The organism is Bradyrhizobium hipponense (assembly GCF_008123965.1).
In the GTDB taxonomy this organism is placed as follows: Bacteria; Pseudomonadota; Alphaproteobacteria; order Rhizobiales; family Xanthobacteraceae; genus Bradyrhizobium; species Bradyrhizobium hipponense.
In genome coordinates this window covers 265,992-281,003 of the sequence record NZ_VSTH01000014.1, presented here as the reverse complement: position 1 = coordinate 281,003, position 15,012 = coordinate 265,992, and the positions used below count along the sequence as shown (strand labels likewise).

Below are 15,012 nucleotides of genomic sequence, written 5' to 3'. Positions count from 1 at the left end.
TGATCGTTGAAATTAGACTTGCGGAATGGGCTGATTCAATCAATGTTTTATCAATAGATCATTCTAAATTGGAATGAGTATGCAAACGCCTCGTCGCTTCCTTCCCTCCACCGCCGTATTGGCGGCGTTCGAGTGCGCCGCTCGGACCGGCAGCATGACCTTGGCCGCGCGTGAGCTCAGCCTGACCCAAAGTGCTGTCAGCCGTCAGATCAAGATTCTCGAGATGCAGCTCGATGTCGAACTCTTCGTCCGCGAGCGTCAGACCATTCGGCTGACTGCCGTCGGCGACGCCTATGCGCGCGAGGTCCGCGAAGCGCTGCACAAGATCAGCACCGCCTCCTTCAATCTTCACGCGAATCCAAGCGGGGGCATGCTCAATCTCGCCATCCTGCCGACGTTCGGTACGCGTTGGCTCGCGCCGCGCCTGCCCAGGTTCTTGGCGGCAAATCCCGGGATTACGATCAATCTTACGACGCGCTTGTCCTACTTCGATTTCCGTGCGGAAGCACTGGATGCCGCGATTCATTTCGGTCAGCCGGAGTGGCCAGGTGCAGAGATGGTGCTGTTGCGATCCGAGGAAGTGGTTCCTGCCTGTAGTCCCGCACTGAAACGGCAACACGGCTTCCGTGTTGCAGGCGACTTCAAGCAGGCTCCGCTGCTGAGCATCTCCACCCGCCCTCAGGCCTGGGATCGCTGGTTTTCGCTTCACGATGTGCCTGGCGGAACCTTTCAGGGGATGGTGTTCGACCAATTCGCGACTGTGGCCCAGGCCGCGATTGCCGGCGTCGGTGTGGCGCTGCTCCCGACGTTTCTGATCAAGGACGAACTGGCCAGCCGCAAGCTGGTTCGCGCCATCAATCTGCCGATGGAGAGCCCTGAGCGATACTACCTCGTCTGGCCCGCCGAACGTGCGACGTACCCGCCGCTTCTGGCTTTCCGTGAGTGGCTGGTGGCGGAGACCGCACCCGACCGGTGAGGGGACAGCTGGACTTTTGCTCGCGAAGCGCAATAATTTCCCTTCCTTTTGTCGAAAAACAATCAATCCGAAGAGAGCCGGATTTGAGCCCCAGCTATCGCTTCGGCGCTTTCGTCGAGGAGGGCGCCTATTGTACCGACCCGGGCGGCTATGTGGCGGCGATCGTGAACGCCGCGCGCATGCGAGGCGCTGTCCTTCGTCAGGCGCGCGCAACGGGCTTGCCGTGACGAATGGTGGTCTTGAAGCGATGACGACCGACCAAGGCCGGATCGATTGCGATCGCGCGGTGATCTGCGCGGGCATTTGGTCCAAGGCGCTGACTGAGGCCGCGGGTGATCGGGTATTTCTTGCAAGCGAGCGCGGTTATCACGGCGTCATCGCATTCCTGCCGCCGGCCCGTGGCTTCCGATCATTGAGGGTTCAAGTTTTTCAAATACTTGAATGGCCTCATGTGCACGATGTGCGCACCGGGAGATCAAGAAAAATCCTGCGTCCAATCTGGGCAAGCTCAGCAAATGGGACCGCATCCGATCGGCGATTGTACGAGGAAGCTTCAACGGGTGTCGCGTTATCCGCGGCGGAAATCTTTTCTACTCGTCCCAAAACAACAGCCGTCATTGCCGCTGACCGACCGATCATGTCGTGCGCGGGCTCGTGGGACCGCCGATATGAGTGTTTGAACTCCATGCCAGAACAGCCTGCTTGCAATGTTTAGTATCCCGTGGTTCACTAAACAAATCGAGCTTGGCTGAATCCCTAAGAATCCAGGCAGGCACGAGGAAACGTCCGTTTAGTCGTTCAGCCCGTGAAGGACTGTATCGCTCTGCTCGAAGCATTCGAGCGGGTTGGAGAGTCGCGCCATGTCGATGGCCGGCCCCACTGGGAGGGAAAGCGTTATGAAACTGACCGTAAAGGCGCTTCTTACTAGTTTCGGAGTTCTCGCATCCGCGCTCAGTGCCGGAGTGGGGACTGCCCCTGCGCACGCGCAGGCCAAGACCATCACGCTGTGCTGGGCCGCGTGGGACCCTGCCAACGCGCTGGTCGAACTGTCGAAGGACTTCACCGCCAAGACCGGCATCGGTATGAAGTTCGAATTCGTGCCGTGGACCAACTATGCCGATCGTTTCCTGAACGAGCTTAATTCGCACGGCTCGTTGTGCGATCTCATCATCGGCGATTCGCAATGGATCGGCGGCGCCGCGGAGAACGGCCAGTACGTCAAGCTCAACGATTTCTTCAAGAAGGAAGGGATCAGCATGGACGATTACATGCCGGCCACCGTGGTCGGCTATTCGGAGTGGCCGAAGAATACGCCAAACTATTGGGCGCTGCCCGCCATGGGTGACGCGGTGGGCTGGACCTATCGCAAGGACTGGTTTGCGCGGCCAGAGATCCAGAAGGATTTCAAGGCCAAGTACGGCCGCGATCTCGCTGCGCCGAAGACGCTCGACGAACTGCGAGACATCTCGAAGTTCTTCCAGGGCCGTGAGATCGACGGCAAAAAGGTCTATGGCGCTTCGATCTATACCGAGCGCGGCTCGGAAGGCATCACCATGGGCGTTTCGAACTATCTCTACGATTACGGCTTCCAATATCAGGATCCCAAGAAGCCCTATGCGATGGACGGGTTCGTCAACTCGCCCGGCGCGGTCAAGGGGCTTGAGGCCTACAAGGAGCTCTACAAGTGCTGCACGCCACCCGGCGCCTCCAACTCCTACATGTCCGAAGGACTTGATGCGTTCAAGTCGGGCCAGGTCGCGCTGCAGATGAATTTCTTCGCCTTCTTCCCGGGCCTCTACAAGGATCCGAACGTTGGCGGCGACAAGATCGGCTTCTTCAGCAATCCCGCCGGCCCTGCGACACAGGCGACGCAGCTCGGCGGACAGGGTATCTCGGTCGTTTCCTATTCGAAGAACCAAGGCGAAGCGCTGCAATATATCAAATGGTTCTCCGGCGGGGATGTGCAGAAGAAGTGGTGGGCGCTGGGCGGCTATGCCTGCGCCAAGTCCGTGCTGAACGATCCGAGCTTCCCGAGCAGCGCGCCGTTCGCCGGGGAGTTCCTGAAGTCGATGGGAATGGTCGTCGACTTCTGGGCCGAGCCCTCCTATGCGCAACTCCTGCAAGCCGAACAGAAGCGCGTGCATGACTACGTGGTTGCGGACAAGGGCACCGCGCAGGAAGCGCTCGACGGTCTGGTGAAGGACTGGAAGGCCATCTTCAAGGAAGAAGGCAAGAAGTTCTAAGGCAACCGCCTGGAGCGCACGCGAGCGCGCTCCAGGCTCTCTTCGGCAATATCGGCAGCTGTCGCATAGCTGATGGTCCCAGCGCGAGGATCGACCAAAGCCATGAACGATTTGAGTGCTTCGTCGCAGATCACCTATCGGGCCGTCCCGGTCCGGCCAGCCGTGGCGCGTCGTATCCGGGGCCTGTCGGACCAGGCGCTCGCCTGGCTCTTCATCACGCCGACGATCGTGCTGCTGCTGGCGATCAATATCTTCCCGCTGGTGTGGACGATCTATCTCTCGTTCACGAACTACCGCGCCAATCGGGCGAACGCGCCGACGATATGGCTGGGCACCGACTGGTACCAGTCGATCCTGACCGATCCGGATATCTGGGCGGCGATGCAGGTGACGGCGCATTTCGTGATCTGGACCGTGCTCATAGAGACCGTGCTCGGATTTGGTCTTGCCCTCCTCATCGACAAGAAATTCCGCGGCCATGGCATGTGGACCACGATCATTCTGCTGCCGATGATGCTTTCGCCGGCTGTCGTCGGCAATTTCTGGACCTTTCTCTATCAGCCGCAGATCGGATTGTTCAATTATGTGGTCGCCTTCTTCACGGGACGCGACGCCTCGTCGTTCCAGATGCTGGGAGACGTGACCCTCAGTCCGTGGGCCATCGTCATCGTCGATGCCTGGATGTGGACGCCTTACGTGATGCTGATTTGCCTGGCCGGGCTGCGTTCGATCCCGGATTACATTTATGAGGCAGCGGAGGTCGATCGCGCGTCGAATTGGCGGCAGTTCTGGTCCATCACACTGCCGATGGCTCTACCATTCATCATGCTGGCTGTGCTCTTTCGGGGGATCGAGAATTTCAAGATGTTCGACATGGTCAACCTTCTGACCGGAGGAGGGCCGGGCTCGACCACGGAAGTCGCTTCGATCACGCTGAAGCGCGCAGCTTTTGAGAGTTGGCGAACCGGCTATTCCTCGGCCTTCGCCATCATTTTGTTCGTAACCGTATTCGGCCTCGCCAACATCTACGTAAAGGCGCTGAACCGGGTGAAAAGCCGATGAGCGCCTCAAACGCTGCCCACTCCATCATCGAACCATCGACCGGCGCTCGCCGCTTCGCTGGCCTGCTCGTCATACTCTATGCCATCATAACGATGGTTCCGCTGGCATGGATCGTACTCACCTCGTTCAAGTCGCCTGACGATGCGATCTCCTACCCGCCGAAGGTCGTCTTCAAGCCTTCTCTTGAAGGCTATTGCAATGTCTTTACAACGCGCTCGCGCCAGACCCAGGAGTTCATCCAGACCCTGGGCTCGCCGCAGGGGCTTTGTGACAACATCGCGCGCAGCCGCAACATGGTCGTGGCCGGGCCGTCGAACTACGTACCGCGTTTCATCAACTCGCTGATTATCGCCTTTGGTTCGACAGCGCTTGCGGTCGCGCTCGGTACGCTCTCGGCCTACGGTTTTTCACGGTTCCGCGTGCCGCTAAAGGATGACCTCCTGTTCTTCATTCTGTCGACCAGAATGATGCCGCCAATCGCGGTCGCGATCCCGATCTACCTGATGTACCGGACCGTTGGGCTGTCGGATACCCGAGTCGGGATGATCCTGCTCTACACGTCGGTGAACGTCTCGCTCGCCGTCTGGCTTCTCAAGGGATTCATCGACGAAATCCCGCGGGAGTACGAGGAGGCGGCGATGATCGACGGCTACACGCGGTTTCAGGCATTCGTGAAGGTGGTTCTACCGCAGGCAACCACTGGGATCGCGGCAACGGCGATTTTCTGCTTGATCTTTGCGTGGAACGAATACGCCTTTGCGGTGCTTCTGACCTCCGGCAACGCGCAGACCGCGCCGCCTTTCATTCCGATCATCATCGGCGAGGGCGGTCAGGATTGGCCCGCAGTAGCCGCCGGTACGACGATCTTTCTTGTGCCGATCGTCGTGTTCACGGTGCTGCTCCGCAAGCATCTTCTGCGCGGCATCACCTTTGGGGCCGTCCGCAAATGAATCTTGATGTGAATACGTCCACGCTCCGACGCGGCCTCGCGGACAGGATTCTGCGACGCGGTCCGCTGGAGTCCATCGCGACGACGATCATCGCCGCGGGCGTCGTCATGCTGATGCAGCCATTTTTCCTCACGCTCTATTCTTGGTCGTTCGCGACCACGCTGTTCGGGACGGTGATGTTCACCATCGTCTCGAAGGTCAGGGAGTAAGGCGCGATGGCACAGATCAGGGTCGAAGCGCTCGACAAATCGTTCGGGACGTTTCATGCGGTCAAGGCCGCCAGCTTCACGGTGGAAGACGGCCAGTTCCTCTGCCTGCTCGGGCCTTCCGGCTGCGGCAAGACGACGACACTGCGCATGATCGCAGGGCTAGAATTGCCGACGGCCGGCACCATCTGGCTCGGCGGCGAGGATGTTACGATGAATCGCGCCTCGGCGCGCGATATCGCCTTCGTATTCCAGCTATTTGCGCTCTATCCGCACATGAATGTCCGACGAAATATCGGCTTTCCCCTGAAATGCGAGGGTGTCGGAGCGGCGGAGCGCGACCGGCGGGTGGTGGAGGCCGCGCGTATTCTGCGTATCTCCCATCTCCTCGGCCGGTCGGTCTCGGGCCTGGCAGGCGGCGACCGGCAGCGCGTCGCGCTCGGGCGGGCGATCGTCCGCAAGCCGAAATGCTTCCTGATGGACGAGCCGCTCGGCGCACTCGATACTGAGATGCGCGAGGCAATGATCCATGAATTGCGCGCGCTGCATGACCGGCTCGGCGCGACGACCGTGTATGTCACGCATGACCAGCTCGAGGCCATGGCGATGGCCGACATAATCGCGGTGATGAATAATGGCGTCGTCGAGCAGGTCGCGAGCCCGCGCGACGTCTACGACCGGCCTGCTTCGCTCTTCGTCGCAGACTTCATCGGCTCACCGCCTATGAATTTCCTGCCGTTCTTCGGTAGCCTGCAAACCGGCGCGCAGGCGGTCTGGCTCGGCGAGCGCGAAGTTGCAATTCCTGCTGCACGCGAGGCGCTGGCGGAAAGCGATCTCGTCCTCGGGGTACGGCCAGAGCATGTGCGGTTCAGCGATCGCGGCATGGTGCGGGGCGAGGTTTATGGGTCGGAATATCTCGGCACGACGCAGATCGTGACCGTTACTACGCACTACGGCGCACTCAAGGCCCGTTCGCCCAGCAGCATATACTTTCGGACTGGGGAAAGTGTCGGACTCGACTTCCGGCCCGATACGCTCTCGGTCTTCGACAAGGCGTCGGGCCGGGCCATCCGCACTGCGTTGTATGAAGGAGGTGCGCATGGCTGAAGTCGAGATCAGGGCAGTCTCCAAGGCGTTCGGCCGGACTCACGCCGTCGTCGACCTGTCCCTCTTGGTTGGCGACGGCGAATTCGTTGCGTTGCTGGGGCCGACGGGTGCCGGCAAGACGACGGCGCTGCGACTTGTCGCCGGACTGGAGACGCCAGACAGCGGTTCGATCCGGATCGGTGGACGCGATGTGACCGGCGATGCGCCGGCCGATCGCGACGTCGCCTTCGTCTTCCAGCAATATTCCTTGTATCCGCATCTTAGCGTGTTCGAGAACATGGCCTTTGCGTTACGTGCGCCGATCCGCCGCGTACCTGAGGCCGAGATTCGCGCGAAGGTGCAGGAGGTCGCGCGTCTTCTCCACATCGAAACCAAGCTGCACAACAAGGCGACGCAGTTGTCGGGCGGGCAGATGCAGCGCGTGGCGATTGGCCGCGCTCTGGTACGCTCGCCCTCAATCTATCTGATGGACGAGCCACTCTCCTCGCTGGACGCCAAGCTGCGCGGCGAAATGCGCCTCGAACTCAAGCGCATCCAGACCGATCTCGGCGCCACGATCCTCTATGTCACCCATGATCAGACGGAAGCGATGACCATGGCTTCGCGCATCGGCGTAATCGAGGCCGGCCGGCTGATGCAGATCGGTACGCCGCGCGAGATTTATGAGAATCCGATCAACGCCCATGTCGCCGCGCGACTTGGCCAGCCGATGATCAACCTGCTGCCGGCGGCTCTATTTGCCGGCATTCCGCCCGGCGCCAAGACCATCGGCGCGCGTACCGAGCACCTGATGATCGCACGCAGCGGCGGAGACGTGTCGGCAACCGTCACGCGAGTCGAACATCTCGGCGACCAGAGCCATCTCCACCTCGACCTCGGCGGCCAGCCGGTCGTGACGTTGGCCGACCCCGAGGCGAGGTTGGGCGCGGGGGACATCGTGTCGCTCCGGCTCAACAAGCCGCTGTTATTCGATGCGGCCGGCGGGAGGGTAGCGGCATGAGTCTCGATCGGGCTGCCAGGGAAAAGCTGGTGCGGGCGCTAGCGGAATCGGTGATCCAACACGCCGACGAATTGACCAGCCTCGATCAGGCGATCGGCGACGGCGATCACGGGCTGAACATGAAGCGCGGCTTCGAGGCCGTGCTCGCGACACTGCCCGGCCTTGCTGACAAATCGCTGCCGGAAATGCTGAAGGCGATCGGAATGACATTGGTCATGAAGGTCGGCGGCGCTTCCGGGCCGCTGGTTGGCACTTTCTTCATGGAACTAGGTAAGGCGCTTCCGGAGCAGTCGATCCGAGCGGATCTCGTCGCGGCGACGGCGAAGGCGATTGATGCGGTCAAAGCGCGCGGGCGCTCGGAGGCGGGGCAGAAAACCTTGCTGGATGTGCTGGTGCCGGTGCAGGTCGTGTTGGCTGTGGGCGGCGATGCCAAGGCGATAGCTGCGGAAGCCGCGCAAGCGGCCGATCGCACCACGCCCATGCTTGCCATCCGCGGCCGTGCGTCCTTTCTCGGCGAACGTTCTATCGGTCATATGGACCCTGGTTCGCGTTCGGCGTCCCTTTTGATCAGCGCGGCAGTCAAGGTACTGGAATTCGAGGCAAGTTCATGAACAGTTCAAATTCCGGCAATGTCGGGATCGTTATCGTTTCACATTCGCCCAAGATCGCGGAAGGCGCGGCGGATATGGTGCGCCAGATGGTAGGCAGCGCCGTCCCGCTCGCCTGGACAGGCGGCGACATCGATGGAGGGCTCGGCACGAATGTTGCCGGAATCCTCGAGGCGATCGAGACGGCCTGGTCGCCGGCAGGCGTGGCGGTGCTGGTTGATCTTGGCGGCGCGGAAACAAATTCCGAAATGGCCGTGGAAATGCTGCCTGAAGATCGACGGGCGCGCGTCGTCGTCTGCAATGCCCCGGTGGTCGAGGGAGCTGTGATCGCTGCAACCGAGTCTTCGGGTGGCTCGCCGCTTGCCGCCGTCAAGCGTAGCGCGGAGGAATTCTATGCATGATGCTCACGCCAGCCGGTCGGGCGAAACGCCGGTGCCGCTGACAGCCTCGGCGGTTCTCGTCAACAAGGTCGGACTTCACGCGCGGCCGTCGGTCAAGCTCACGCAGTGCGCGAAGGGTTTTAGCGCGAGGATCGAGCTTGCCCTCGCGGCGGACGGGCCCTGGACGGACGCAAAGAGCCCGGTGAAGGTGATGCGCGTGAAGGCCCCGCAGGGCGCAACGCTCCATTTCCGCGTTACCGGGCCCGATAGCAAGGCGGCGCTCGCTGCCGTACTGGCGCTTGTGCATGATGGTTTCGGCGAGGCCTGATCGCGGTGGCAGAGATCCATCTCATCGGCCGTGCTGCCTCGCCGGGCCTCGCGATCGGACCGGTCACCATGCTGACTGCGGCTGTGGCCAAGCGAACGGCGAGCGACGATCCCGCGCAGGAGGCGGCGGCACTGCGGGCGGCGATCGAAGGCGCGAGGGCGGAGATCGCCGAGCAGATCAAGACGATTCAGGGCGAGGTGGCCGACATTCTCGAATTCCAAGTCGCCATGCTTGAGGATGATGCGCTGGCGGATCCGGCATATGGGGTCATCTCGGAGGGGATCGCTGCCGACCACGCCTGGCGCTTGGCACTCGACGTGGAAATAGCTGGCTATCGCGCTGCTAAAGATGAATATTTCCGTGCCCGGGCGGCCGATATCGTCGACATCCGCGACCGCGTGCTCGCGCATCTGAGCGGCGTGGATACGGTCCCCAGGATTACCGGTGGCTCGATCGTGGCGGCTGACGACATCACGCCTTCCGCTTTTCTTGCCGCTGACTGGTCGCACGGCGGTGCTATCGCGCTGGCTGCGGGCTCACCTTCCTCGCATGTTGCGATGTTGGCGCGGGCGCGCGGGGCGCCCATGGTCGTTGGGCTCGGCCCACTGTCGTGGAACGGACAGCCACCGGCGTTGGCGCTCGTCGACGGCGATGCCGGCACCGTGATCTTCGATCCCGAGCCGGAAACGCGCCGCCTGTTCGAGCAGCGCATGGCGGTTGCGAATGCCGCGCAAGCCGCCGCCGATGCCGGCCGCCTCGAGTCGGCACGCACGGCAGGCGGCCGACGGATCGCGGTCCTTCTCAATATCGCCGCGCCCGAAGACCTTGCTGGCCTCGATCCCGCTATCTGCGACGGCATCGGCCTTGTGCGTACGGAATTTCTGTTCGAGGCGTCCCAAGGCCTGCCGGACGAGGATGCGCAATATGCAGTCTATCGGCGAATTCTCGACTGGGCCGAGGGAAGGCCGGTGACGATCCGTACCCTCGATGCCGGCGGCGACAAGCCAATTGCCGGCTTGACGATCGATGACGAGCGCAATCCGTTCCTCGGCCTGCGCGGCATCCGTCTCTCGCTCGCGCGGCCGGAAGTGTTTCGGGTGCAACTGCGGGCGCTGTGCCGTGCCGCCGTGCACGGGGCGCTGAAAGTGATGCTGCCGATGATCGCGGTCCCTTCGGAGCTCGACCGTGCCAGTGCCCTGCTGGATGCGGAGTTCACGGCGCTCAGGGCAGAAGGGATCGCCTGCGCCCGACCGCCGCTCGGCATCATGGTCGAGGTCCCGGCGGCGGCGCTCCGCGCCGAGGCTTTCGGCGCGGCGTTCTATTCCATCGGCTCGAACGACCTGACCCAGTACACGATGGCGGCGGCGCGCGACATCGGTGCCGTCGCGGACCTCAACGATACCGGCAATCCGGCGGTGCTGGCGCTGATCTCCCAGACCGTCGAGGCCGGACGAAAGCGTGGCGTGGAGGTCTCGCTGTGCGGTGACGCCGCGGCCGATACCCGCCTGACGACGGCGCTGCTCGCCACCGGGTTGACAATTCTCTCGGTGTCGCCGATTGCCGTCGCACGGCTCAAGGCCGCAATCGCAAAGGTGCGTTCATGACGGACGAAGCAGGCGAGGATCCCCGCGCGCCTGGTGACAGCAATGTGGCGGATTACAAGGCCATCCTGCGACGGGTGCTCGATAATCGGCCCTCGGGGACGCGGCTGAAGCTGGCGGCGGCGTTGGGCAAGAATCGCTCCTTCGTGACCCAGATCACCAATCCGGCGTATCTGGTGCCGATTCCGGCGAAGCATGTCGCGATCATCTTCGAAGTCTGCCATCTGTCCGGCGCCGAGCGCGCGGCATTCCTCCAAGCCTATGGACGCGCGCATCCCGGCCGGCTGCGCGCACCGCACCGCGAGGCGCGCACCCGCACCGTCTCGGTGACCGTACCCGACCTCGGCGATGACAAGAAGAACCGCGCGCTCGAACAGCTGATCGTGGATTTCGCCGCGCAACTCGCGCGCTATGCCGAAAGTGTGGGTTGAGCCATTGATTTGAACTTTAGACGAGACGGGAGGACGTTCATGAAAAAGCTGATCAACAGCGCCGATACGATACTCGAAGAAAGTCTGGACGGTTTCGCGGCAGCCCATGCGGATATCCTGCTTCTTGGTGCCGAGCGCAAATTCGTCCGGCGCCGCACGTTGAAGCCAGGCAAGGTCGCGCTGATTTCGGGCGGCGGCTCGGGACATGAGCCGCTGCATGCGGGCTTTGTCGGCCTCGGCATGCTCGATGCCGCTTGCCCCGGTCAAGTCTTCACCTCGCCGACGCCAGACCAGATGATCGAGGCCGCGGAGGCCGTCGACACGGGCGCAGGCGTGCTCTTCATCGTCAAGAACTACGAAGGTGACGTGATGAATTTCACCATGGCAGCCGAGATGGCCGGGCGGGAAGTTGCGAGCGTGGTGACTAACGACGACGTGGCGGTGGAGAAATCGACCTATACGACCGGTCGTCGCGGCGTCGCGGGGACATTGATCGTGGAAAAAATGGTCGGCGCTGCGGCCGAGACCGGATTGCCGCTTGCCGCGCTCACGGCGCTCGGCGAAGAGGTCAACCGGCGCACGCGCTCGATGGGGGTGGCGCTGTTGCCATGCACCGTGCCGGCGGCAGGGCGGCCAAATTTCGCATTGGCCGACAATGAAATGGAAATGGGCGTCGGCATTCATGGCGAGCCCGGCCGGCGCAGGGTGCCGCTGGCGTCCGCCGATGCGATTGCCGCCGAGCTGCTCGATGCGATCCTGAAGGATCTTGCGCCCGGCAAGGGGAGTGAAGTGCTGCTTCTCGTCAACGGGTTTGGCGCGACGCCTCTGATCGAACTCTATCTGATGGTCAATGCCGCAAAGCGGATTCTTGACAGCGCGGGGGTGGCAGTGGTGCGCTTCCTGACCGGTTCCTACGTCACATCACTCGACATGGCCGGTGTCTCGATCACCGTATCTGTGCTCGATAGCAAGTCGACGAAATTATGGGATGCCCCGGTGCAGACCGCAGCTCTGCGGTGGGGTGTCTGATCTCAGCTCGCGGCTTAGTTTGGGTCACAAACAATGACCTATCGACTCCGCTCCCGCGAAGCTAGTCCTTCCAAGGAAGGTATTCTCTCGTCAGTTGCTCGGACCATCGCCGCGGATGGCGAAGGTTGCGGCCTTCAGCTTGGTCATGCCGAACTTGTCGAACAGCTTGTCATAGGTGCCGTCGGCGCGGGCCGCTGTCAGCGCGTCGGCGAAAGCTTGCGCGAGCAGCTTGTCGCGGAAGGCGAAGGTGATGTCGGTGCCGGCGATGTCGCGGACCCAGATTTTTGCGATCCCCTTCTGCTCAAGCGAGTTGGCAGTCTCATTGATGTTGAGCGCGGCCTCGAGCTGGCCGGCGCGCAAAGCCGCAGAGGTCGCGGTGACGGTGGTAAAGGTGCGGAGCTCGATCGGCTTGAGGCCCTTCGCGACCATCTCGGTGTTGAACTCGCGCGCCTTGCGCTCGGTGTAGGTCGCCGATTCGACGCCCACCACGCGACCGGCGAGATCCTCGAACTTCTCCAGCTTCAGGCTGGAGGTGGGATCGGTGTAGATGCTGATCGCCTGCTGCGCGTAAGGCACGAGATAGAGCATTTTTGAGCGCTCCTCGGTCCAGAACAGGCCGGTGTTGATGGTGTCGAAGCGGCCGGAGCGGAGCGCCGGGATCATCGGCGGAAAATCCATGCGCAAAAACACCGGTTCGACGCAGATGCGCTTGGCGATCTCTCTGGCGAGCTCGACATTGAGCCCCTGCACCTCGCCCTTATCGTCGACGAATTGCTGCGGCGGTAGCGTCGGGTTGATCGACATCTGCCATTTCGGCGCCTCGATCAGGCTCGATCCCGGCACCTTCGGGGTACAGGTTTGGGCGCTGGCCGCCTGGGACAGGCCGATCAGCAAAGCGAGGGCGGAGAAGGTTCTGAGAAATCGCATCAAGATACTCCTGTCAAATCCTGCGTGGCAGTTGAGCCGTCTTCGGTCCGACGTCTTCTTTACGGTCGTGTGCCGTGGCGACCGGCACGCCACGATCAGCCTGCCGGGTCAGGATCAGCGAGGTGTGGCGGGCCGCCGTCACCACTTCGTCACGCTGGTTGACGAGGTCGAGCGCCTCGATGACGATGCCGCGTTCGGGATTTCGCGTCGACCGCTTCTCGACGAAACGGAAGCGCACGCGCAAGGCGTCGCCCGCAACGATGGGCGCCGTGAATCGCACCTCGTCCCAGCCGAGCGAGGCGACAGAGGTTTCCTCGTACAGTTTCAGCTCCGACTTCAGTCCCTCCATCAGCGACAGGCCGAACAGCCCGTGGCCGATCACGGCGGGAAAGCCGCGTGACTTTGCATAGGCCCTATCGACATGAAGCGGATGGTGATCGCGCGTGACCTCGGCGAAGGTCGCGATGTCGGCTTCGGTCACCGTGTGCACGGCAGTCTCGAACTCCGCGCCGAGCGCGATGTCCTCGTAGCGCAGATTGATTGATCCGGCAGCTGCGTCCATGAGCGTATCCCTCAGGCAACTTTGCGCGGCCGCGCCGGCAGCGCCCTAAAACTTTGCGCGATCCCCATCGGCCCGGAGCGGAAGATGCGCGGGTCCATATCCTTCAGCTGCAGGCTGATGCGCGGCCGGAAGCCCATATGCGCTAGGATGTTCTCCTCCAGGCGAGCGCCTGGCGCGATCTCGGTCAGGGTCACATTGCCGTTCTCCAGCTCGAACACGGCGCGCTCGGTGACGTAGCTGACGCGCTGGCCGCGCTGCGCGGCGAGCGAGGCACTGAAGCTGATCTGGCCGACTTGGGGCACGAACTTGCGGAAGGCGCCATCGCGGCGGATGGCGAGGCGGCCGTTCTCGACACCGATGTCGAACTTGCCGCCGGTCATGGTGCCGCTGAAGATCAGCCGCTTGGCGTTCTGGGTGATGTCGATGAAGCCGCCCGAGCCGTCGCGGCGGTCACCGAACCGGGTGACGTTGACGTTGCCGGTCTCATCCACCTCGGCGAAGGAGAGAAAAGCGCAGGACAGCCCGCCGCCGTCGTAGAAGTCGAACTGATAGGCCTGGTCGAGGATAACGCGCGGGTTGATCGCGGTGCCGAATTCGCGGGCATGGCCCGGTACGCCGCCGACCACGCCGGATTCCACAGTCAGCGTGATCAGGTCCGAGATGCCTTCCTCGGCGGCGACATTGGGGATCATCGCGGAGATGCCGACGCCGAGATTGACAACATCGCGTGGGCGCAGCTCGAAGGCGGCGCGGCGGGCGATCACACGGCGCTCTGTGAGCGGATCGGGTGCGATCATCGCGACCGGCACCCGCGTCTCGCCGCAGCGAGCGGGATCATAGACGGTGCCATAAGTCTGCATCTGCTCGGGTTCGAGCACGACGTGATCGATCAGGAAGCCGGGGATCTTGACCATCTGCGGATGGATCGAGCCCCGCTTCACAATCCGCTTTACCTGGCAGATCACCGTGCCGCCGGCATTGTGCACGGCCTGCGCGATCGAGAGATCCTCGCGCGTCGTGCCTTCGTGCTCCATGCTGACATAGCCGTCCTCGTCGGCGGAGGTGCCGCGGATGATGGCGACGTCCGGCGGTGCGGGAACGCGGTAGAGCAGCCACGACTGGCCGTGCAACTCGAGCAGATCGACCAGCGGCGCCGTGGTGCGCGCGTTCATGCGGCCGCCGTCCTGGCGCGGATCCATGTAGGTGTCGAGGCCGACGTGGGTGAGCACACCCGGATGTTTCGCGGCCATGGCGCGGCAGAGCTGGCTCATCACGCCCTGCGGAAAATTGTAGGCGTCGATCAGCTCGTCGCGGACCAGGCGCATGAACGGCACCTGGAGGCCGAAATTGCCGCCGATCACGCGCGCGATCAGGCCTTCATGGGCGAGATGGCACAGGCCTTTCTCGGTCACCGCGCCGACGCCGGTGATGTTGATCAATGTCAGCCCGTGCGGGCCGAGGCCGCTGAGGAAGCGTTGCTCAAGCGCGTCGAGGATCGCTTCGGCGGCACCGGTGCCGCCGTTGCCGCCGACAATCAGCGTGTCGGCATCGCGGATCAGGGCTGCGGCTTGTACCGCGCTGATGACGCTTAGCATGACTGCG

General features: G+C 62.7%; 18 protein-coding genes. 15 read left to right on the top strand and 3 right to left on the bottom strand.

Annotated elements, in window-relative coordinates; translation table 11 throughout:
- Positions 1–79: 79 nt before the first annotated feature.
- From FXV83_RS04260 to dhaK, 15 genes are all read left to right on the top strand, one after another.
- On the top strand, positions 80–976 hold the full coding sequence (locus tag FXV83_RS04260) for a LysR family transcriptional regulator (protein WP_148737938.1): 897 nt from the start codon (positions 80–82) through the stop codon (positions 974–976).
- Between the two features lie 83 nt (positions 977–1,059).
- Positions 1,060–1,203: a hypothetical protein gene (locus tag FXV83_RS42405; protein WP_187435641.1), complete on the top strand. Its 144-nt coding sequence runs from the start codon at positions 1,060–1,062 to the stop codon at positions 1,201–1,203.
- Positions 1,200–1,691 carry a hypothetical protein gene (locus tag FXV83_RS04255; protein ID WP_148737937.1) on the top strand — a complete coding sequence of 164 codons (492 nt, stop codon included), beginning with the start codon at positions 1,200–1,202 and terminating at the stop codon, positions 1,689–1,691. The genes FXV83_RS42405 and FXV83_RS04255 overlap by 4 nt, the downstream gene beginning before the upstream one ends.
- Positions 1,692–1,872: 181 nt before the next feature.
- Complete coding sequence (locus tag FXV83_RS04250; RefSeq protein ID WP_148737936.1) at positions 1,873–3,219, top strand: ABC transporter substrate-binding protein; 1,347 nt, start codon at positions 1,873–1,875, stop codon at positions 3,217–3,219.
- 102 nt (positions 3,220–3,321) lie between these two features.
- Positions 3,322–4,281 carry a carbohydrate ABC transporter permease gene (locus FXV83_RS04245; RefSeq protein WP_148737935.1) on the top strand — a complete coding sequence of 320 codons (960 nt, stop codon included), beginning with the start codon at positions 3,322–3,324 and terminating at the stop codon, positions 4,279–4,281.
- Complete coding sequence (locus FXV83_RS04240) at positions 4,278–5,231, top strand: carbohydrate ABC transporter permease (RefSeq protein ID WP_148737934.1); 954 nt, start codon at positions 4,278–4,280, stop codon at positions 5,229–5,231. The genes FXV83_RS04245 and FXV83_RS04240 overlap by 4 nt, the downstream gene beginning before the upstream one ends.
- The gene (locus FXV83_RS04235) at positions 5,228–5,440 is read left to right on the top strand and encodes a hypothetical protein (protein ID WP_148737933.1); all 213 of its coding nucleotides are present in this window, start codon (positions 5,228–5,230) and stop codon (positions 5,438–5,440) included. The genes FXV83_RS04240 and FXV83_RS04235 overlap by 4 nt, the downstream gene beginning before the upstream one ends.
- A gap of 6 nt (positions 5,441–5,446) precedes the next feature.
- A complete protein-coding gene (locus FXV83_RS04230; protein WP_148737932.1) occupies positions 5,447–6,544 on the top strand; it encodes an ABC transporter ATP-binding protein in 1,098 nt (365 codons plus the stop codon).
- Positions 6,537–7,544 (top strand): ABC transporter ATP-binding protein, encoded by a 1,008-nt coding sequence (locus FXV83_RS04225; protein WP_148737931.1) that lies wholly within the window; start codon positions 6,537–6,539, stop codon positions 7,542–7,544. The genes FXV83_RS04230 and FXV83_RS04225 overlap by 8 nt, the downstream gene beginning before the upstream one ends.
- The gene (dhaL, locus tag FXV83_RS04220; RefSeq protein ID WP_148737930.1) at positions 7,541–8,155 is read left to right on the top strand and encodes a dihydroxyacetone kinase subunit DhaL; all 615 of its coding nucleotides are present in this window, start codon (positions 7,541–7,543) and stop codon (positions 8,153–8,155) included. The genes FXV83_RS04225 and dhaL overlap by 4 nt, the downstream gene beginning before the upstream one ends.
- Positions 8,152–8,553: a dihydroxyacetone kinase phosphoryl donor subunit DhaM gene (gene dhaM, locus FXV83_RS04215; RefSeq protein ID WP_148737929.1), complete on the top strand. Its 402-nt coding sequence runs from the start codon at positions 8,152–8,154 to the stop codon at positions 8,551–8,553. Before dhaL ends, dhaM begins: the two co-directional genes overlap by 4 nt.
- Entirely contained in the window at positions 8,546–8,860 is a 315-nt protein-coding gene (locus tag FXV83_RS04210; RefSeq protein WP_148737928.1) for an HPr family phosphocarrier protein, read from the top strand. Before dhaM ends, FXV83_RS04210 begins: the two co-directional genes overlap by 8 nt.
- Positions 8,861–8,865: 5 nt before the next feature.
- Complete coding sequence (ptsP, locus tag FXV83_RS04205) at positions 8,866–10,464, top strand: phosphoenolpyruvate--protein phosphotransferase (protein WP_148737927.1); 1,599 nt, start codon at positions 8,866–8,868, stop codon at positions 10,462–10,464.
- Positions 10,461–10,892 carry a hypothetical protein gene (locus FXV83_RS04200; protein WP_148737926.1) on the top strand — a complete coding sequence of 144 codons (432 nt, stop codon included), beginning with the start codon at positions 10,461–10,463 and terminating at the stop codon, positions 10,890–10,892. The genes ptsP and FXV83_RS04200 overlap by 4 nt, the downstream gene beginning before the upstream one ends.
- A gap of 39 nt (positions 10,893–10,931) precedes the next feature.
- Positions 10,932–11,921 carry a dihydroxyacetone kinase subunit DhaK gene (gene dhaK / locus FXV83_RS04195; RefSeq protein ID WP_148737925.1) on the top strand — a complete coding sequence of 330 codons (990 nt, stop codon included), beginning with the start codon at positions 10,932–10,934 and terminating at the stop codon, positions 11,919–11,921.
- A gap of 90 nt (positions 11,922–12,011) precedes the next feature.
- Here dhaK and FXV83_RS04190 read toward each other — a convergent pair whose 3' ends face one another.
- The 3 genes from FXV83_RS04190 to FXV83_RS04180 are packed head-to-tail and all read right to left on the bottom strand — an operon-like array spanning position 12,012 to position 15,005.
- A complete protein-coding gene (locus tag FXV83_RS04190; protein WP_148737924.1) occupies positions 12,012–12,848 on the bottom strand; it encodes an ABC transporter substrate-binding protein in 837 nt (278 codons plus the stop codon).
- 13 nt (positions 12,849–12,861) lie between these two features.
- Complete coding sequence (locus FXV83_RS04185; RefSeq protein WP_148737923.1) at positions 12,862–13,410, bottom strand: MaoC family dehydratase; 549 nt, start codon at positions 13,408–13,410, stop codon at positions 12,862–12,864.
- Positions 13,411–13,421: 11 nt separating this feature from the next.
- Positions 13,422–15,005, bottom strand: coding sequence for an acyl CoA:acetate/3-ketoacid CoA transferase (locus FXV83_RS04180; RefSeq protein WP_148737922.1), 1,584 nt, complete (start codon positions 15,003–15,005; stop codon positions 13,422–13,424).
- Positions 15,006–15,012 lie beyond the last annotated feature (7 nt).